Genomic DNA, 18,895 nt, shown 5'->3' on the forward strand with positions numbered 1-18,895 from the left:
ATCCGGACGGCAGGCAGGACTGATGGCAGCGCGGATTTTCTCCATTCCGCCCTCGGCGGATTTTTCCCGGGAGCTGATCGCAGCGCTGGTGGACGGGCGGCTGATCGAAGGCTTCCGGCCGCTCGATGATCCGCTGCTGCTCTCCGATGTGACCCTCTATCTGCCGACCCGCCGCGCCGCCCGTGCCCTGCCCGCGCTGGTGCAGGAAATGTTCGGCGGCCGGCCTGTTCTGCTGCCGCACATCCGCCCCTTGGGCGATGCGGATGAGGACCTGCAGCTTCTCTCTGCCCCCGGTGACGGCGAGGCGCTGCCACCCGAACTGCCGCCGCTGGAGCGCAAGCTGGCGATGACCCGGCTGGTGATGGGCTGGAAGGCGGCCCTGCGCCGTCAGGTTCTGGCCCTTGGCGAGGACGAGCCGCTGGGCCTTCCTGCTTCCGCCGCTGATGCCGCGTGGCTGGCCGGTGACCTCATCACCCTGATGGACGAGCTGGAAACCGAGGAAGCGGACTGGTCGGCGCTCGCCAGCCTCGTGCCGGAGGATCATGCCCGCTACTGGCAGGTGACGCTGGAATTCCTCGACATCGTGCGCCTTGCCTGGCCGGCCTATCTGGCCGAATGCGGCGCCATGGACCCCAAGGCCCGCCGGTCGGCGCTGATCCGGCGCGAGGCGGAACGCCTGCGCCTCAATCCCCCCAAGGGCCCTGTCATTGCCGCCGGATCGACCGGTACCGTGCCCGCCACAGCCGAGCTGCTGAAAGCCATTGCAAACCTGCCGCAGGGCGCCATCGTGCTGCCGGGGCTGGACATGCATATGGATGATGCGTCCTGGGCCGCCCTTGGCCGCGCCCCGCAGCCTCGGGTGGCTGCAGGCAAGGCCGCCCTGCCGCAGGATGAGCCCAGCACGAACGGCCACCCGCAATACGGCCTGAAGCAGCTGCTCGACCGGCTGGGCGTGGACCGGCGCGAGGTCACGCCGCTCTGCCCTCCGGAAACGCCGCAGCTCGCCGCCCGCGAGGCGCTGGTGAGCGAAGCCCTGCGCCCGGCCTCCACCACCGACGCATGGACCTCCTTCCTGCAGCAGACCCCGGCAGAGCAGCGCAAGGCCGCGCTTGACGGGGTCGAACTGGTGATCGCCCGCAATGAAGCGGAAGAAGCCCTGAGCCTTGCCATCGCCCTGCGCGAGGCGGTGGAGCGCGGAGAAACGGCGGCGCTTGTCTCCCCCGACCGCCTGCTCGCCCGCCGCGTGGCGGAAGAGCTGGGCCGCTGGAACATCACCGTGGATGACAGCGCCGGACGCCCGCTCGACCAGACGCCGCCCGCCGTGCTGGCCATGCTGGCTGCGCGCCTTGCACTGGAAGGCTGCGCGCCGCTGGATCTGCTGGCCCTGCTGAAACATCCGCTGGCCCGGTTGGGGCTGGAGACAAAAGACATCCGCTCCGCCGCCCGCTCGCTGGAGCGCGGCGTCTTACGCGGGCCCGCGCCGAAATTCGGCTCTCGCGGGCTGCCGGATGCGATTGCCGCCGCGCGTCTTGCCGCCGAGGATGCCCATACGCCGCGCTGGAAGAAGCTGGTGGAAGAGGACTGGGCCGCAGTCAGCGATCTTGCCAACCGTCTGATCACCGCGCTGGAGCCTCTGGAATGCCTGCTGGAGCGGAAGGAGCCCGTTCCCGTCGACGAACTCGCCCGTGCCCATGCCAGGGTGCTGCAACAGATTGCTGGCGACCCTACCGGATCGGATGCGGAGCTTTACCGGGGCGAGACGGGCGATGCACTGGCGCTGATGCTGACCGGGCTGATGGACAGCAGCCGTGCCGGCCTTGCCGTGCCTGCCCGCGAGTGGCCCTCCGTCTTCGCCGCGCTGATCGCCGGAACCGCCGTGCGCCGCCGCCTGCCGGGCGATCCGCGGGTGCAGATCCTCGGCCCCATGGAAGCGCGCCTGCAGCGGCCCGATCTGGTCATTCTCGGCGGTCTCAACGAAGGCATCTGGCCGCAGCGCACCCGCAACGATCCATGGCTCAACCGCCCGATGAAGCGCGACATGGGGCTGGAGCCGCCGGAGCGGCGCATCGGGGCTGGCGCCCATGACTTCGTGCAAGGGCTGGGCGCGCGCCGCGTAATCCTCTCCCGTGCCAGCCGCGCCGATGGCGCGCCCACCGTTGCCTCCCGCTGGCTGCAAAGGCTGCTGACGCTGGCCGGGCCTGAGGCGGAAGCTGCCTTGCTGGAACGCGGGCGGCGCTGGACGGAGCTCGCTGGCCAGCTCGATCTTGCCGAAGGCCCCGTCACCCCGGCGGAACGGCCCGCACCGAAGCCGCCCCTGAGCGCAAGGCCAGTGCGCCTGTCAGTCACCGAAGTCGAACGGCTGGTGCGTGATCCTTATGCCATCTTCGCCCGCCGCATCCTGGGCCTTGAGCCGGTGGACCCCATCGGCGGCTCGCCGACGCTCGCCGACAAGGGGTCGATCATCCATGACGCGCTGGCGCTGTTCCTGTCCGAATGGCATGGCGATCTGGATCACAAGGCCGTGGCGCGGCTGGTGGAGATCGGCGCGGAACTGTTTGCCCCGCTTGATGCCTTCCCGGCCATCCGCGCCCTGTGGTGGCCGCGTTTCCTGCGCATTGCCGAGGAGTTTGTCGCCTTTGAACGCCAGCGGGAACCCTTGATCCGCCAGCGCTTCCTCGAAATTTCCGGCGGAGTAGAACTGACCCTGCCGGGAGCCGGATTCCGCCTGACCGGCCGCGCCGACCGCATCGATCTGATGCAGGACGGCACGCTGGCGGTGATCGACTACAAGACCGGCGCCGTGCCCAGCATCAAACAGGTGGAAGCGCTGCTGTCGCCGCAGCTGCCGCTGGAAGTGGCCATGATCCGGCGCGGCGGCTTCGGCAGCGTGCCTGCGGGCGACCCGGTGTCCGACATGCTCTACATCGAACTGAAGGGCGGGCGCACGGCGCTGAAGGTGGAATCACGCCAGCCGAAGGACCGCACCATCGAGGAACTGGCCGAAGATGCCTGGAAACGCCTGGAGCAGCTAGTGGCGGCCTATCAGGACGAGGGGCGCGGCTATCTCTCCCGGGCAAGGGTGGAGAAGGAGCGCGACCTCAACGGCCCCTATGATCACCTTGCCCGGGTGAAGGAATGGGCCAGCGGTTCGGAGGACAGCGAATGAGCGGGCCGCAGATCCCCCTTGCAACGCTTCAGCGGCAGGACCTTGCCTCCCGGCCTCACGCCTCGGCCTGGGTGAGCGCCAATGCGGGCTCGGGCAAGACTTTTGTTCTCTCCCGCCGGGTGGTGCGCCAGCTGCTGGATGGCACCGATCCCTCGCGCATTCTTTGCCTCACCTTCACCAAGGCGGCCGCTGCCGAGATGGCAACCCGTGTGTTCAAGATCCTCGGCCAGTGGATCGCCTTGAGCGATGATGATCTGGCAAAGGAAATTGCCGCCATCGACGGAACGCCCCCGTCCCGCGCACGGCTTGCCGGGGCGCGGCGGCTGTTTGCGCAGGCGCTGGAAACGCCGGGCGGGCTGAAGATCCAGACCATCCACGCCTTCTGCGAGGCGCTGCTGCACCAGTTTCCGCTGGAAGCCAATGTGGCCGGGCATTTCTCCGTGCTGGACGACCGGCTGGCGGCGGAGCTGATGGCCGAGGCCCGCGCCTTCGTGCTGCATGCCGCAGAGACCGAGCCGGAAAGCCCGCTGGGCGCAGCACTGCAACGGCTGATCGGCCTGATGCCGGACGCGGCTGTCGAGGAGGTTCTGGCCGAGGCCATCAACCGGCGCGATGCCTTGCGCAACTGGATCGTCAGCGCCGGAGATCTGGACGCGGCACTCGAAAACCTTGCGCGGGATTTCGGGCTGGAGCCGGGCGCAAGTCTTGAGGCGCTGGACGAAGAGCTTCTGGAAGGCCGCCTCATCCGCGATCCGCTGGCCGTTGCCGAAGCGCTGCGGCTGGGCACCAAGGCCGACGGTGAGAAGGCGGACCTTCTGGCTGCTGCCGCCGAAGGACTGAAGCCCGGCGGCGATCCCGCCACCTTCCGTCACAACTGGCTGCGGGCATTCTTCACGCAGGCCATGGAACCGGCCAAGCGCCTGTGCACGGCCGGCATCATCAAACAGTTTCCGAAAGTGGCAGAGGACATGCAGGCCGAACAGGCCCGGCTTGTGGCCCTGCTGGAGAAACGCCGCGCCATCGTCACGCTGGAAGGCACGGCTGCGATCTTCCGCCTCGCCGATGGCGTCATCGGCCATTACGAGGCGGGCAAGGCCCGGCGCGGGGTGCTGGATTTCGAAGACCTCGTGGTGCGCGCCGCCAATCTTCTGGCCAACAGCGATGCGGCCCAGTGGGTGCAGTTCAAGCTGGATCAGGGACTGGACCACATTCTGGTGGACGAGGCACAGGACACGAGCCCCCGGCAGTGGCAGGTGATCCGCTCGCTGGCGGAAGAGTTCTTCTCCGGCGAGGGCGCAAGACGCGGCCCGCGCACCATCTTCGCCGTGGGTGACGAGAAGCAGTCGATCTATTCCTTTCAAGGCGCCGTGCCCGCCTATTTCGACGAGATGCGCCGCTATTTCGACAAGCGCGCCGCGCAGGCGGACCAGCCGTTCCATCCGGTGGAGCTGCAGCTTTCCTTCCGCTCGACGCCTGATGTGCTGGGCGCGGTGGACCGGGTGTTCCTGCCCGCCGAAGCCCATGCCGGCCTGTCGCAGGAAGTGAAGCCCCCGGTGCATGAAGCGATCCGCCGCGATCCCGGGCTCGTTGAAATCTGGCCGCTGGAAGAGCCGCTGGAGAGCGAGGAGCCGGAGGACTGGACCTTGCCGGTGGATCATCTTGGCACCGGTTCGCCCATGCTGCGGGTGGCCAGGCGCATTGCCGCCACCTTGCGCCGGTGGATGGACGAGGGCACCGCAGGGCCCGGCGACGTGATGATCCTGGTGCGCAAGCGCGGCCCCTTCGTGGAAGCGCTGAACCGGGAAATGAAGCGGCTGGGCGTGCCTGCAGCGGGCAGTGACCGGCTGGTGCTGACCGAGCATATCGCGGTGATGGATCTGGTTGCCCTTGGCCGCTTCATGCTGCTGCCGGAAGACGACCTGTCGCTGGCCGCCGTGCTGAAAAGCCCGCTGTTCGGCCTGGATGACGATGCACTGCTGGAAATTGCCCGCGATCCGGTGGAGCGGCTCCGCCCCGGCACCCTATGGCAGGGGCTCTTGAAAAAGGCGCAGGAGGGCGACCGCTGGGACCATGTGCGCCAGCAGCTGGAAGCATGGCGCGCGCGAGCCGACTTCATGCCGCCCTTCGAATTCTACGCAAGGCTTCTGTCCGTCGATGGCGGGCGGCGGGCCTTCCGCGGCCGCATGGGACCTGAAGTGGATGACGTGCTGGACGAGTTTCTGGCGCTGGCCATGGGCTATGAGCAGACCGGCATTCCCGGCCTTGAAGGCTTCCTTGCCTGGCTCGCCGCGGCCCCCACCGAGATCAAGCGCGAGCTGACCAATGCCGCCGGGCTGGTGCGCATCATGACGGTGCATGGCTCCAAGGGGCTGGAGGCACCGATCGTCATTCTGGTCGACCCATGCAACGCCCCCGTCAGCAGCCATCACGACCCGTCCTTCCTGCCTTTCAAACCAAAGGATGACGCAGAACAGGCCCCCGCATTGGTGTGGCTGCCGGTGAAGGCAGAGCGCATGAGCTGGCAAACTGAGGCCATCGAAAAATTCCGCGCCAGTGCCGCCGAGGAATACAGGCGCCTGCTTTATGTCGCCATGACCCGCGCCGAGGACCGGCTGATCATCTGCGGCTGGCAGCCTGCCAAAGGCCCCAAAGAAGGCTGCTGGTATGAGCTGGCTGCCAGCGCGCTGAAGCCGGAAGCCGAGGAAGTCACCGCCCCCGATGGAACTGTCACCGCATGGTTGTGGCGCAAGCCCGGCACGGATCCGGCAGCTCCCTTGAGGACACACGGCGCCCACGCTGAGCCGGAAGCAAAGAAACCTGCCGTCCCTGTGCCGGAGTGGCTGACCCGCCCGGTGACTCCGCCCGCCCGCATGCCCCGGCTTCAGCCCTCCCGCGTGTTTGACGCGATGGAGATGAAGGAGGGCATCGAGGCGCCGGACGGGCTTTCGGCGCTGGAAGCACACCGGCAGGCGGAAGCCTATCCACTGGAGCGCGGCCGCCTCATGCACCGGCTGCTGGAATTGCTGCCGGATCTGCCGGAGGCGGAACGCGCTGCCGCCGGGCGGCGCTTTGTCGCAACCTCCCTGCCCGCCCGTTTTGCATCCCGCAAGGACGAGCTGCTGGACGAGGTAATGGCCATTCTGGAAGACCCGGATCTTGCCCCCCTCTTTGCCCCTGGCGGGCGGGCGGAGGTGCCCATCTCCGGCCATATGGTGACGGCAGACGGAGTGACAGCTTTCGTCTCCGGCCAGATTGACCGGCTGGTGGTGAGCCCGGACGAGGTGCTGATTGCCGACTACAAGACAAACCGGCACGTGCCGGCGGACCCCGCCGGCATCCCGCCGGACTATCTGGCCCAGCTTGCCGTCTACCGGCGGCTGGTTTCGGACATCTATCCGGACCGCAAGGTGAGGGCGGCACTGCTGTGGACCAGCGCGCCGAAGCTGATGATGGCCCCCGAAGATGCGCTGGACACAGTGCTCGCCAGCCTCAAGAGCACGGGCAAGATCGCTTGAAGGCCCGTTGCTTGAGCGGCGGGATTACTTGACGGGACGGGTCCGCCTTCCTACGTTCGGGACAACGCAACAAGGTGAGTCCATGAAGCCGGGTGCTTCAGGGGGGCACCGCATGGAAAGTGAACGCAAATGGCTACCACCGCAGTCACCGACGCCAGCTTTGATGCCGACGTCCTCAAGTCGTCCGAGCCGGTCGTGGTTGATTTCTGGGCCGAGTGGTGCGGCCCGTGCAAGATGATTGCCCCGGCTCTGGAGGAAATTTCCGAAGAGCTGGCCGGCCAGGTGAAGATCGCCAAGATCAACATCGACGAGAACCAGGCCATGGCCGTCAAGTATGGCGTCCGGTCCATTCCGATGCTCGTCATGTTCAAGGACGGCGAGCCGATGGCTGTTCAGGTCGGCGCTGCTCCCAAGAGCAAGCTGTCCGACTGGATCAAGAGCGCGCTCTGATCCCCCACCTCTTTATTCCCGCCGCCTGCCCCTGCTCGCAGAGGTTGGCAGCAGCGGCGGGAATGGATAAAGACAGCCGCAGGCCGCCTCCAGTCACGGGCAAGCAACAGGTGAAAGTTTCCCTTGCGGAAATACCGCCTGCCCGACGGTTGAACGGCCTGCGTTTTCATATTCGCAGACCCAATTGATGGAACCCAGATGACCGACGAGAACAAGACCCCCGAAGCGGAGAACGAAGCAGCCGCTGCGCCCGAGGCCGGGACCACCGTCGATCCCATTGAGGCTCTCCAGGCGGAGAACGCGGAGCTGAAGGACCGTGCGCTGCGCGTCATGGCCGAGATGGAAAACCTGCGCCGCCGCACGGAAAAGGAAATCAAGGACACCCGCCTCTATGCCGTGACCGGTTTTGCCCGCGATATCCTGACCGTCTCCGACAACCTGCGCCGCGCGCTGGATGCCCTGCCTGCTGACGCCCGCGAGAGCGCCGATGCCGGGCTGACCGCGCTGATCGAAGGCGTGGAAATGACCGAACGCGAGCTGCTGAACCAGCTCGACAAGCACGGCGTCAAGAAACTGGACCCGGCAGGCCAGAAGTTTGACCCGAACTTCCATCAGGCCATGTTCGAAGTTCCCAACACCGAAGTGCCGAACAACACCGTCGTGCAGGTGGTGCAGGCCGGTTACGTCATCGGCGACCGCGTGCTGCGTCCGGCCCTCGTTGGCGTGTCCAAGGGCGGCCCCAAGGAAGCCCCGCAGGCAGGCCAGACTGGTGGCCAGACCGGCGGCGTCGACACCACGGCCTGATCCCCAGACACACGCGCAACCTTATCAGGAGGCGGCACCCGGCAGGGGCCGCCTCTTTCGCTTTGGCGCTGCCCTTGGCCACGGTAAACTCACACGATGAGCGACACTGATTCCCTGCTGGTCACCGCAACACCGGAGCTGAACGCCCGCGTTGGAGCATGGCTGGATCATCTGGGCGATGAGCGGCGCCTCGCGGACAAGACGCTGGTTGCCTATGAGCGCGACTTGCGCCAGTTCCTGCGGTTTCTGACAGGTCATCTGGGCGGGGTTCCGGATCTCAAGGACGTGCAGGATTTGAAGCCAGCCGACTTCCGCGCCTTCATGGCCCGGCGCCGCACCGGCGGGACGGGCAGCCGCTCGCTGGCGCGGGGCCTGGCCGGCATCCGGTCTTTTCTCGGCTTTCTGGAACGCAAGGGCGAGGTGAATGCTGCGGCAGCCGGTGCCGTTCGTGCGCCGCGCCAGCCCCGGTCCCTGCCCAAGCCCCTGTCCGCACCTGACGCAACAGCAGTTGCCTCCGGTGACCTGGCCATGGAAAGCGAGGCCTGGATCGGGGCACGCAATGCCGCGGTGCTGACGCTGCTTTATGGCTGTGGCCTGCGTATTTCCGAGGCCCTGTCGATCACCGGGCGCAATGCGCCGCGCACCGGCACGCGCAGCCTTCGCATCATGGGCAAGGGTGGCAAGGAGCGGGTGGTGCCGGTGCTGCCCGTCGTCTGCGAGGCGGTGGAGGCCTATCTCAAGCTTTGCCCCTACACGCCGGAGCCCGACGGGCCGCTGTTCTTTGGCGCACGCGGCGGGCCGCTCAATCCGCGTCTCATCCAGCTTGCCATGGCCAAGCTGCGTGGAGCACTCGGCCTGCCGGACAGCGCCACGCCGCATGCCCTGCGTCATTCCTTCGCGACCCACCTTCTGGCCGGGGGCGGGGACCTGCGTACAATTCAAGAGCTTCTGGGCCACGCAAGCCTTTCCACCACCCAGATTTATACGGAAGTGGATGCGGCACGGCTGCTGGAGGCCTATGACAAGGCTCACCCGCGAAAATAAAATAAAAGAATGCCTTGCATAAGCCTCATTCTCCCGTCACAGTAAGCCATCGTCTTTTTGGGCCAGACTTGGCTGTTTGCGGTGTCAACGATATCGACCCGCCAAATCTTTCTTCGAAAATCCGGCGATGTATCGACGCCTGTCCTGCGGGATGGGTATGACTCTTTTTGCAAGGTACTATCATCATGAAAACTGGAACCGTAAAGTTCTTCAACACCCAGAAGGGCTTCGGCTTCATCCAGCCGGATAACGGCGAGCGCGATGTGTTCGTTCACATCAGTGCCGTCGAGCGTTCTGGCATCGGCCACCTCAATGAAGGTCAGAAGGTCAGCTTCGAGCTGGAAACCGACCGTCAGGGCCGCAGCGCCGCTGCCAACCTGCAGATCGCCTGATTTCAGGCGGAAGCCCCCCCCTGCGCCAGCCTGAAAGGGCACGGCAGCAGACCTGCTTCCTCTGCACGTGACAAGGATCGGGCATCCATGGGGTGCCCGTTTCTGCATTCAGCGTGGTGCCAGCCTGTATCTGCGGCGTTTCTGTTGACCGGCAGCTCTGCCCAAATGGGGACTGTCCGGGCCAAGGAAACCTTCCCCGCAGTTCAGCAGACAGCGCGGAACGCCATGTATCGGCCCCGGAAAAGCCGGTCAGAACTGGCGCGCCGCAAAGAAAGTTCGGGCTCGCAGCATTTTTTTGCGCCCAAGGGGGTGCAATTTGCGCGGAACCTGTTAGGTTGCGCCACTTCTCGTGCCATATGGCTTTAGGTCTAACCCCTGCTGCCCTCACATGAGTGCTGCGGCGCAGGCAACGTCAGGATTTACCTTGCAGGTACTCGTTCGCGACAACAACATCGAGCAGGCGCTCCGCGTCCTGAAGAAGAAGCTGCAGCGCGAGGGCGTGCTGCGTGAGATGAAGGCGCGCCGCTCCTTCGAAAAGCCGTCCGAAAAGCGCGTCCGTGAAAAGGCCGAAGCTGTTCGCCGCGCCCGCAAGGCTGCGCGCAAGCTCGCCCAGCGCGAAGGCCTGATCGCAGGTCCGAAGCGCAAGGCCGCCGCAGGTCCGCGCCGCTAATTGCCGGTCTGCCGGATGGAAGCATCTGGCAGGGCGTCTCCGGACAGCCGGATGAAAAGACCCCTGACTGACACGGGATACCCCTGTTGCCAGCGGGGGTTTTTCTTTTGCCCGTCACACCCTGTGCCCCTTCCTGCCAATCCGTTAACGCAACGTTAATGCGCAGGCTGCAGGCTGAGGACAGGAGGACGTGATGTTCAACGCTGGCCTTGCCGCCCTGGCGCTCATGACCGGTCTTTTCATCCTGCCCGTTGTGCCCGCCACAGCACAGGAGCAGCGCAGCTATTGCCCGATTCCCGAACATGGAACCTGGGTCACCCGTGGCGCAAAGCCCAGGGAGCTGACGCAGATCGAGGTCACCAGCCGCTGCGAGGACGGCCGTGTGTTCATTCGCGCGCGCGCCTTCACCTCCTGCATCCCCCGCGACTGCAAATGGGGCTGGACCGAGGCCTTCTACAGGGCGGATGGCAGCCTGAGAGTGGAACTCAAGGGCTTTTATGGCATGCGCATCATCGATATGCGCATGTTCGGGGACCAGCGGATGGAAGCAACCGTGATTGCCGATCCTCATGATCCGCGTCTCGTGGAGACGATCACCACCCATATTCTGACACGCCGCAGATAGGCAGCCAGCCTCTTGCGAAGGTTCCGGGGGCTTCCTAGACTTCTCCTTGCAAGCGCAAGAGGGGAGAGCGGCAATGGACTTTTCGATTGGCGATCTGGCACGGCTGAGCGGCGTCAAGGTACCGACCATCCGCTATTATGAGCAGGCAGGCCTGCTGCCGCCGCCGGTGCGCACGGAAGGCAACCAGCGCCGCTTTGGCCAGCCGGATCTGGAGCGGCTGCAATTCATCCGCCATGCCCGCGATCTCGGCCTGCCGATGGAGGCCATCCGCGACCTGCTGGAGCTGAGCGCCCACCCGGAAGCCCCCTGCAACCGCGCCGACGAGATCGCCGCGACCCAGCTCAAGGCCGTGCAGGACAAGATTGCCCGTCTGAAGCGGCTTGAATCCGAACTCAAGCGCATCGTCGCCGCCTGTGGACATGATCATGTGGTAGCCGACTGTCAGGTGCTGCGTGCGCTTGGCAATCACGCCCTTTGCGCCGGCGACCACTGATCAGAAGCGGCGCCCCGGCGCCAGGCTCAACCAGCACGATACATGAAGTTGCATTTCTTTTAGGCAAGAGCCGTTCTGGGCCTGAAAAGCCATCGACAGCGGCAGAAACTTCATCTAGCACTCGGATTAATCGATTAATCAGGTGCTCACAGGATGAACGCCCCCCGGTCACGGCCAAACCTCACCCAGATTGCCGCGCTGCTGGATGTCTCCGCAGCGACGGTGTCGAATGCGCTGTCCGGCAAGGGCCGCGTTTCGGCTGAACTGGCAGAGCGGATCCGGACGAAGGCGGCCGAACTCGGCTATATGCCCAGCCAGGCGGGACGGGCACTGCGCACCGGCCGGTCGAAGGTTCTGGGCCTCGTACTGCCGGATATCGCCAATCCCCTGTTCCCGCAGATCGCACAGGCCATCGAACATGCGGCCGCAGCTGCCGGCTATGGCGTGCTCATCGCCGACTCGCGCGGTGATGCGGCCATGCAGACGCAAGCGATCACCCGCCTTCAAGACCGGGGCGTGGACGGCATCATCATCGTGCCACGCCGCGGCACGCGGATCATCAGCACCGGCAGCCCGGTTGCGGTGATCGACAGCCCCTCCACCCCCGGCAACACGGTTTCAGCCGACCACTGGCAGGGCGGTGCGCTGGCCGGCGCCCATCTTGCAGCCCTCGGCCACAGGGACGTGGTGATCATCGGCAGCAATCCGGCCTCCAACGTGCAGAACGACCGGGTGGGCGGCATCCGCTCCGCCCTCGGGCCGGACCGGCGGGTGGAGGTGCTGTGGACCGAACCGCATGAAGCCCTGCATGGACCGGGTGCAAGCCTTGGGCTCGCGGCCCGTGTGGCGGAAGGCTTCACCGCCTTTGCCGCCCTCTCCGATCTTCAGGCCCTGCGCGCCCTCACCGAACTGCAGCAGGCAGGGCTGCGCGTGCCGCAGGACGCCAGCCTTACCGGCTTTGACGATCTCATCTGGTCCTCCGCCATCACGCCGGCCATCACCAGCGTGCGGATGGACATGCCCGCCATTGCGGAAGAGGCGATCCAGGCCCTCCTCCGCCTCATCGAAAGCCAGGACACGGGGACTGCTCCGCGCGACCCGGGCATTGCCCGCGCCAGCCGCCCCAGCGTGCCCATGAGCCTGGTGGTCCGCCAGACCTGCGGCCCATCCCCCCGCATAACCGCAGAACAACAACAGAGACCAGCAGGAGACAACCAATGACCGTCAAACGGATGCTCGGCGCGGCCACCGCACTTGCCCTGACCATGGGCGCAGCCGCTGCCCAGGAAAAGACCCTGACGATTTCCGTCTATGCCTTTGCGCAGGACGAGTTCAAGGAACTGCTCTACACGCCCTTTGAAGAGAAATGCGGCTGCAAGCTGGTGGTGGAGACCGGCAACAGCGTCGAGCGTCTTGCCAAGATGGAAGCCAACAAGGCCAATCCGGTGGTGGATATGGCCGTCGTTTCGATGGCCGATGCGCTGGCAGCTTCCCGCAAGGGCCTGATCGACAAGATCGACACCGCCAAGCTGTCCAACTTCGACAAGCTTTATGACATCGCCAAGGACCCGAATGGCGACGGCATGAGCGTTGGCTATACCTTCTATGCGACGTCGATCGTCTACCGCACCGACAAGATGACCATCCGCTCCTGGGCCGACCTGCTCAAGGACGAATATGTCTCCCATGTCGCCTTCCCGAACGTGACCACCAATCAGGGCCCGCCGGCGCTCTACATGCTGGGCGAAGCGCTCGGCAACAACACGCCGGATCTGAAGGGCCCGATCGAGGCCGTTGGCGCCAAGAAGGACGAGATCGTCACCTTCTACGTCAAGTCCTCCCAGCTGGTGCAGCTGATGCAGCAGGAAGAGATCTGGGCTGCCCCCATCGGCCGCTTCTCCTGGGCGCCCTTCACCAAGCTCGGCCTGCCGCTGGCATGGGCGATGCCGGATGAAGGCCAGACCGGCGGCATGAACGTGATGGTGCTGACCAAGGGCTCCAAGAACCAGGATCTGGCGCTGCAGTTCATGGACTATTGGCTCTCCACCGAAGTGCAGACCAAGCTTGCCGAAAAGCTGGTCGACAGCCCGGCCAACAAGGAAGTGACCGTTTCCCCGGCCATCGCCGACAACATCACCTTCGGCGAAGAAACAGCTGAGACCCTGAAACTGATGCCGTCCGCCACCATCCTGGACAACCGCGACGCCTGGCTGGCGGAGTGGAACGCGAAGGTCGGCCAGTAAGGCCCGGGGCTTCCGGACCAGCATTGGCAGTTTCGCGCTGCCGGACGAATGCCTCCCAAGGCTGGGGGTGCGGCGGGCGGGCTCCGCTCTGCCGCCGCGCCCCGACTTTTTCTCCCTCCAGAAGCTAAGGCGGACATCATGTTCCAGAACCGGGCGGAAGCTCTGGCACTTGCGCTGCCTGCGGCGCTCTTCGCGGCCGTGGTCTTTCTCGTGCCTGTCGTGCTGCTGCTGTCGGAGGGCTTCCGCTTTGCCGAAGGCTGGACGCTGTCGGCCTATACGGATTTCTTCTCCGAGCCGCTCAACCGCACGGTTTTCCTGCGCACGCTGAAACTGGGCGCCATGGTCACCGTGGTGGCCGCCGTCATCGGCTATGCCGCAGCCTATGCCATCGTCACCCTGCCGCCGGGCTCCAAGGGCCGCGTCACCGGCCTGATCGTGCTGCCGCTGATGATCTCGCCGGTGGCCCGCACCTATGCCTGGATTGTCATTCTGGGGCGCACCGGCATCGTCAATCAGGCGCTGCAGGGCATCGGCCTGACGGATGGCCCCTTGCGCATCCTCTTCACCGAGACCGCCGTCTTCATCGGCCTGTTGCAGCTGTTCCTGCCCTTGATGATCCTGTCGCTGATCAGCGCGCTGGAGAACCTGCCGCGTGATGCCGTGCCTGCCGCGCGGGTCCTGGGGGCCAACTGGTTCCAGGTGTTCTGGAAGGTTATCCTGCCGCTCTCCCGCGAGGGGCTGGTGGTTGGCGGCACACTGGTCTTCACCGGCTCGCTCACCGCCTACATCACCCCGGCCATCCTCGGCGGCTCCAAGGTGCTGATGCTGGAAACCCTGCTCTACCAGCAGGTCACCGTAGCAGGCAATTTCGTTGCCGCCAGCGTCATCGCCCTCATCCTCATCGTCATGAGCTTTGCCGCCAACATCCTGTTGCGCCGCATTGCCACGGCCCGGAGCAAGTCATGACCCAGAGACTGTCCAGCTGGATCATCCTGACGCTGGTGCTGGCCTTCCTCACCGGTCCGTTCTTCATCATCGTCGCCGCGTCCTTCTCTGCCGGCGAAACGCTGGCTTTCCCGCCGCAGGGCTTTTCCCTCCGCTGGATTGCGAAGGTCTTCACGGTGGAGAGCTTCCAGCAGAGTTTCGTCACCTCGATGATCCTTGCCATTGGCGGCACCCTGTCGGCGCTGGTGCTGGGCGTGCCTGCGGCCTATGCCATGTCGCGCTACCGCCTGCCGGGGGCGGAGACCGTGCGTTTCATGGTGTCGATGCCCATCATCGTGCCGGGCATCATCGTCGGCCTTGCCCTCCTGCGCTATTTTGTTCTGCCCATCGGCCTGTCAATCAGCCTGGCGCTGTTCGTCGCCCATACGGCGCTGGTGCTGCCCTATGCGGTGCGTGTGGTGTCCGCCAGCCTTGCGAACCTGCGTTCCGACATGGAGGAGGCGGCCGTGCTGCTCGGCTCCTCACGGCCCGGCGCTTTCTTCCAGGTGGTGCTGCCCAACATTCGCGGCGGCATTCTCTCCGCCTTCATCCTCGGCTTCGTGACGAGCTTCAATCAGGTGCCGGTGTCGCTGTTCCTTTCCGGTCCCGGCGTGCGCACCCTGCCCATCGACATGCTGGGCTACATGGAGATCGTCTTCGATCCCTCCATTGCCGCCCTGTCGTCGCTGCTCGCCTTCCTGTCCATCGGCATCGTCTTTGCCGCCGAACGTTTCCTGGGGTTCTCACGCTATGTCTGACGCCACCTATCTGACCCTGGACAAGCTGTCGCTGGCCTATGGCAAGACCACGGCCGTGAAGGATCTCGACCTCACCATCGCGCGCGGCGAGCTCCTCGCCCTGCTCGGCCCGTCCGGCTGCGGCAAGACGACAACCATGCGCGCCATCGCCGGGCTGATGCCGGTGCAGTCGGGCCGCATCGTGCTGGATGGCCGCGATATCACCCGCGTGGGCGCCAACAAGCGCGAGATCGGCCTCGTCTTCCAGTCCTACGCCCTGTTCCCGCATCTGACCGTGTTCGAGAATGTCGCCTTCGGCCTGCGGCTGAAGGGCATCAGCGGCGAGGCGCTGAAGCAGACGGTGGAGGCCGGGCTCAAGACCGTGGGCCTGTCCGCCTTTGCCGCCCGCAAGACGCCGGAGCTTTCCGGCGGCCAGCAGCAGCGTGTGGCGCTGGCCCGCTCGCTGGTGATGCAGCCCAAGCTCCTGATGCTGGACGAGCCGCTGTCCAACCTTGACGCCCGCCTGCGCCTTGAAATGCGCACGGAGCTGCAGCGCGTGCAGAAGGAAAGCGGCGTGACGATGATCTTCGTCACCCATGATCAGGTGGAAGCCCTGGCTCTGGCTGACCGCATCGTCGTCATGCGCAATGGCGCCATCGAACAGATTGGCACGCCGGAGGAGATCTACAATCACCCCGCCTCAAGCTTCGTCGCCGACTTTGTCGGCTTCGAAAACATCGCCCGGATCGATGGCAACAAGCTGGTGACGGACGCAGGCGCGCTGGAAGTATCCGGCCCGCTGCCGAAAGCCGCTGGCCTTGCCTGGCGCCCCCGCGCCATCCAGCTTGAAACGGGACCGCACAAGGGCATCGTGCGCGGCGTATCCTTTGCAGGCAGCAGCCGCGAATATGTGCTGGAAACGCCGCTGGGGCTGGTAAAAGCCGAAACCGATGCTGCCCTTCCCGCCCATGCGCTGGGGGCAAGTCTTGCCTTCGACCTGCCGGTTTCCGGTGCGGCGGAACTCAACAGGTTCGGATAGACCATGGGTGTGTGGATCGACACGGATATGGGCTTTGACGACATCGCGGCCATTGTGACCGTGATGGATGCAGGGCTTGAGGTGGACGGCATTTCGCTGGTCTTCGGCAACACGCCGCTTGATCAGGTACGCCGCAACGCTGCGGGCGCGGCTTCGGCCTTCGGCTGGCGCGTGCCCTTGCACAGCGGCCTTGCCCGCCCCGTCATGGGCCAGATGGAGACGGCGGAAGCCATTCTCGGCGCCACAGGCATTCCGACGATTGGCCTCACCGTGCCGCAGGATCAGCCGCTGCCCGAAGGCGATGCCTTTGCCGCACTCTGTGACTGGCTGGAGAGCGCCCCTGCCCCCCACCGCATTCTCGCACTGGGGCCGCTGACCAACCTTGCCGCGCTGGCGCTCGCCCGCCCCGCCCTTGCCGCCCGCATTGACGAGCTGGTGTGGATGGGCGGCGGCCTGACGAAGGGCAACCACACCGCCTCTGCCGAATTCAACGCCCATGCCGATCCGGAGGCCGTGGCCATCGTGCTGGCCCATGGCCTGCCGCTGAAGATGGTGGACCTCGACTTCTGCCGCCAGATCCTCGCAAGCCCCGAGGACGCCGCTCCCGTGCGGGCCGCAGGCGGGCGCAATGCAGCGCTTCTGGCGGACATGCTGGAAGGCTTCATCGCCATCGCCACCAGCCGGGGACGGCCCGCCATGGCGCTCTATGATCCGGCAGCTGCTGCCATCTTCGCCCGGCCGGAACTCGCCACCTTCACCCCGGCGCATATCGCCATGGAAACGGCCGGTCAGCACACGCGCGGGCGCACCGTGGTGGAAACCCGCGCCAGCCACGCCCGCTTCAACGCCGCCTATGCCTCGGCCTGCGATGTGGACGCCGTGCGCGGCATGATCCTCGCCGCCCTGACGCGGGAGGCAGCCCGGCCATGACCGCACACCAGACACACGAGCCGTTCGATCTTGCAGATCCCGCCCTTCGCCTGCGAGCCGTTGCTGCCGCCAGAGGCGATGCCCCGTTTGACCGGCTGATCGTCAACGCCATCCTCATCGACATGGTGACCGGCGAGCGCCGCGCCGCCGATGTGGGGCTGACGGGGCCGCTGATTGCGTCCGTCCACGCCCCCGGCAGCCGCAGCGATGCAGGCGGCATCATCGACGCGCAGGGCGGCTATCTCTCCCCCGGCCTCATCGACACGCATATGCATGTCGAAAGTTCCATGGTGACGCCCGCCGCCTATGCCGCCGCCGTTGTGCCCCGGGGCGTCACCACCGCCGTCTGGGACCCGCATGAATTCGGCAATGTGCAAGGGCTTGCGGGTGTCGATGCTGCGCTTGCCGCCAGTGCCGGTTTGCCGTTACGCCTTGCCGTGCTCGCCCCTTCCTGCGTGCCTTCCGCGCCGGGGCTGGAGCTGGCCGGGGCCGACTTCGGGCCGGAAGAAATCGCCGCCCTGCTCGGCCGCCCCGGCATTGCCGGGATTGCGGAAGTGATGAACATGCGCGGCGTCATCGCGGGCGAGCCGCGCATGAGCAGTATCGTGCAGGCCGGGCTTGCCGCCGGAAAGCCGGTCTGCGGCCATGCACGCGGCCTCACCGGCCCGGACCTTGCCGCCTTCATGGCCGCCGGTGTCACCTCCGATCACGAGCTGACCTCCGCCGCTGACCTGATGGAGAAGCTGCGCGCCGGGCTCTCCATCGAGCTGCGCGGCTCCCACGATCATCTGCTGCCGGAATTCGTGGAAGCCCTGAACACGCTGGGCCACCTGCCGCAGACCGTGACGCTCTGCACCGATGACGTGTTCCCGGACGACCTTGCGAAGGCCGGCGGCCTTGATGACGTGGTGCGGCGGCTGGTGCGCTATGGCCTGAAGCCCGAATGGGCGCTGCAGGCGGCAACGCTCAACGGCGCAAGGCGGCTCGGCCGCGAGGATCTGGGCCTCATCGCCGCCGGGCGCCGGGCCGACCTCGTCGTTTTCGCGGATCTTGAAAGCTTCGCCGCACGGCAGGTGATCGTCAGCGGTAAAGTGGTGGCTCGGGACGGGAAGATGCTGGCAGCGCCGCGCTATGAAACTCTCTCCAACTCCTTCTCTGGCCTGCGCGGATCGATGAAAATTAGCCAGCTAAATCAGGATCATTTCCGGATTACCGCCGCAGGCTCCCGCGTCAAACTCGCCACCATCGACCGGCCCCGTTTCACCCGCTGGGGCACGGTGGAGGCAGACGTGCGCGATGGTTTTGTAGTGCCGCCGGACGGAACAACGCTGATTGCCGTTGCCCACCGGCATGGCCGGGCGGACAGCCGCCCGCGTGTCGGCTTCCTGCGCGAGTGGGGCCGCTGGAACGGCGCCTTTGCCACCACTGTTTCCCATGACAGCCATAACCTGACGGTCTTTGGCGGCAGCGCCGAAGACCTTGCCACGGCGGCCAATGCGGTGATCGGGGCAGGTGGCGGCATGGCAGTCGCCTCGCAAGGCAAGGTGCTGGCCGTGCTGCCCCTGCCGCTCTCCGGCCTTGTGTCGGATGCCCCGCTGGGCGAAGTGGCCGAAGGCTTTGCCCGCATCCGCGCCGCCATGAATGAGGTTGTCATCTGGCAGCCGCCCTATCTCGTCTTCAAGGCCTGTTTCGGCGCCACGCTGGCCTGCAATGCGGGACCGCACCAGACAGACCGGGGCATTGCCGATGTGGAGACCGGACGCGTGCTGGAGTCCCCCGTTCTCGAAATCCTGAGCTGACAGG

At 65.9% G+C, this 18,895-nt stretch carries 16 protein-coding genes; all 16 read left to right on the forward strand.

From position 1 onward, the window contains the following. Positions 1-22: 22 nt before the first annotated feature. The 16 genes from addB to ASC48_RS03700 all read left to right on the forward strand — a co-directional run bounded on the left by addB (position 23) and on the right by ASC48_RS03700 (position 18,891). Positions 23-3,166: a double-strand break repair protein AddB gene (addB, locus tag ASC48_RS03625; RefSeq protein ID WP_055454451.1), complete on the forward strand. Its 3,144-nt coding sequence runs from the start codon at positions 23-25 to the stop codon at positions 3,164-3,166. Continuing rightward, the gene (gene addA, locus ASC48_RS03630) at positions 3,163-6,681 is read left to right on the forward strand and encodes a double-strand break repair helicase AddA (protein WP_055454452.1); all 3,519 of its coding nucleotides are present in this window, start codon (positions 3,163-3,165) and stop codon (positions 6,679-6,681) included. The genes addB and addA overlap by 4 nt, the downstream gene beginning before the upstream one ends. A 129-nt stretch (positions 6,682-6,810) precedes the next feature. Beyond that, the gene (gene trxA / locus ASC48_RS03635) at positions 6,811-7,131 is read left to right on the forward strand and encodes a thioredoxin (protein ID WP_050473364.1); all 321 of its coding nucleotides are present in this window, start codon (positions 6,811-6,813) and stop codon (positions 7,129-7,131) included. A gap of 198 nt (positions 7,132-7,329) precedes the next feature. Further along, the gene (gene grpE, locus ASC48_RS03640) at positions 7,330-7,935 is read left to right on the forward strand and encodes a nucleotide exchange factor GrpE (RefSeq protein ID WP_055454453.1); all 606 of its coding nucleotides are present in this window, start codon (positions 7,330-7,332) and stop codon (positions 7,933-7,935) included. Between the two features lie 96 nt (positions 7,936-8,031). Further along, entirely contained in the window at positions 8,032-8,979 is a 948-nt protein-coding gene (locus tag ASC48_RS03645; protein WP_055454454.1) for a tyrosine recombinase XerC, read from the forward strand. A gap of 185 nt (positions 8,980-9,164) precedes the next feature. Further along, a complete protein-coding gene (locus ASC48_RS03650) occupies positions 9,165-9,371 on the forward strand; it encodes a cold-shock protein (RefSeq protein WP_019963692.1) in 207 nt (68 codons plus the stop codon). 424 nt (positions 9,372-9,795) lie between these two features. Further along, positions 9,796-10,041 carry a 30S ribosomal protein S21 gene (gene rpsU / locus ASC48_RS03655; protein ID WP_019963693.1) on the forward strand — a complete coding sequence of 82 codons (246 nt, stop codon included), beginning with the start codon at positions 9,796-9,798 and terminating at the stop codon, positions 10,039-10,041. Positions 10,042-10,234: 193 nt separating this feature from the next. Then, on the forward strand, positions 10,235-10,666 hold the full coding sequence (locus ASC48_RS03660) for a hypothetical protein (RefSeq protein WP_055454455.1): 432 nt from the start codon (positions 10,235-10,237) through the stop codon (positions 10,664-10,666). Positions 10,667-10,739: 73 nt separating this feature from the next. Beyond that, on the forward strand, positions 10,740-11,159 hold the full coding sequence (locus tag ASC48_RS03665) for a MerR family transcriptional regulator (RefSeq protein ID WP_050473367.1): 420 nt from the start codon (positions 10,740-10,742) through the stop codon (positions 11,157-11,159). A gap of 153 nt (positions 11,160-11,312) precedes the next feature. Further along, positions 11,313-12,380, forward strand: a complete 1,068-nt coding sequence (locus ASC48_RS03670) for a LacI family DNA-binding transcriptional regulator (RefSeq protein ID WP_055454456.1) — start codon at positions 11,313-11,315, stop codon at positions 12,378-12,380. Beyond that, positions 12,377-13,402 carry an ABC transporter substrate-binding protein gene (locus ASC48_RS03675; RefSeq protein ID WP_055454457.1) on the forward strand — a complete coding sequence of 342 codons (1,026 nt, stop codon included), beginning with the start codon at positions 12,377-12,379 and terminating at the stop codon, positions 13,400-13,402. Before ASC48_RS03670 ends, ASC48_RS03675 begins: the two co-directional genes overlap by 4 nt. A gap of 138 nt (positions 13,403-13,540) precedes the next feature. Continuing rightward, the gene (locus tag ASC48_RS03680; protein WP_055454458.1) at positions 13,541-14,368 is read left to right on the forward strand and encodes an ABC transporter permease; all 828 of its coding nucleotides are present in this window, start codon (positions 13,541-13,543) and stop codon (positions 14,366-14,368) included. Further along, positions 14,365-15,144: an ABC transporter permease gene (locus ASC48_RS03685; RefSeq protein WP_055454459.1), complete on the forward strand. Its 780-nt coding sequence runs from the start codon at positions 14,365-14,367 to the stop codon at positions 15,142-15,144. The genes ASC48_RS03680 and ASC48_RS03685 overlap by 4 nt, the downstream gene beginning before the upstream one ends. Further along, positions 15,137-16,162: an ABC transporter ATP-binding protein gene (locus tag ASC48_RS03690; RefSeq protein ID WP_055454460.1), complete on the forward strand. Its 1,026-nt coding sequence runs from the start codon at positions 15,137-15,139 to the stop codon at positions 16,160-16,162. Before ASC48_RS03685 ends, ASC48_RS03690 begins: the two co-directional genes overlap by 8 nt. Before the next feature lie 3 nt (positions 16,163-16,165). Further along, positions 16,166-17,092 (forward strand): nucleoside hydrolase, encoded by a 927-nt coding sequence (locus tag ASC48_RS03695; protein WP_055454461.1) that lies wholly within the window; start codon positions 16,166-16,168, stop codon positions 17,090-17,092. Then, a complete protein-coding gene (locus tag ASC48_RS03700) occupies positions 17,089-18,891 on the forward strand; it encodes an adenine deaminase (protein WP_055454462.1) in 1,803 nt (600 codons plus the stop codon). The genes ASC48_RS03695 and ASC48_RS03700 overlap by 4 nt, the downstream gene beginning before the upstream one ends. Positions 18,892-18,895: the final 4 nt, after the last annotated feature.

This window comes from Pannonibacter indicus, assembly GCF_001418225.1.
GTDB classification, from domain to species: Bacteria; Pseudomonadota; Alphaproteobacteria; order Rhizobiales; family Stappiaceae; genus Pannonibacter; species Pannonibacter indicus.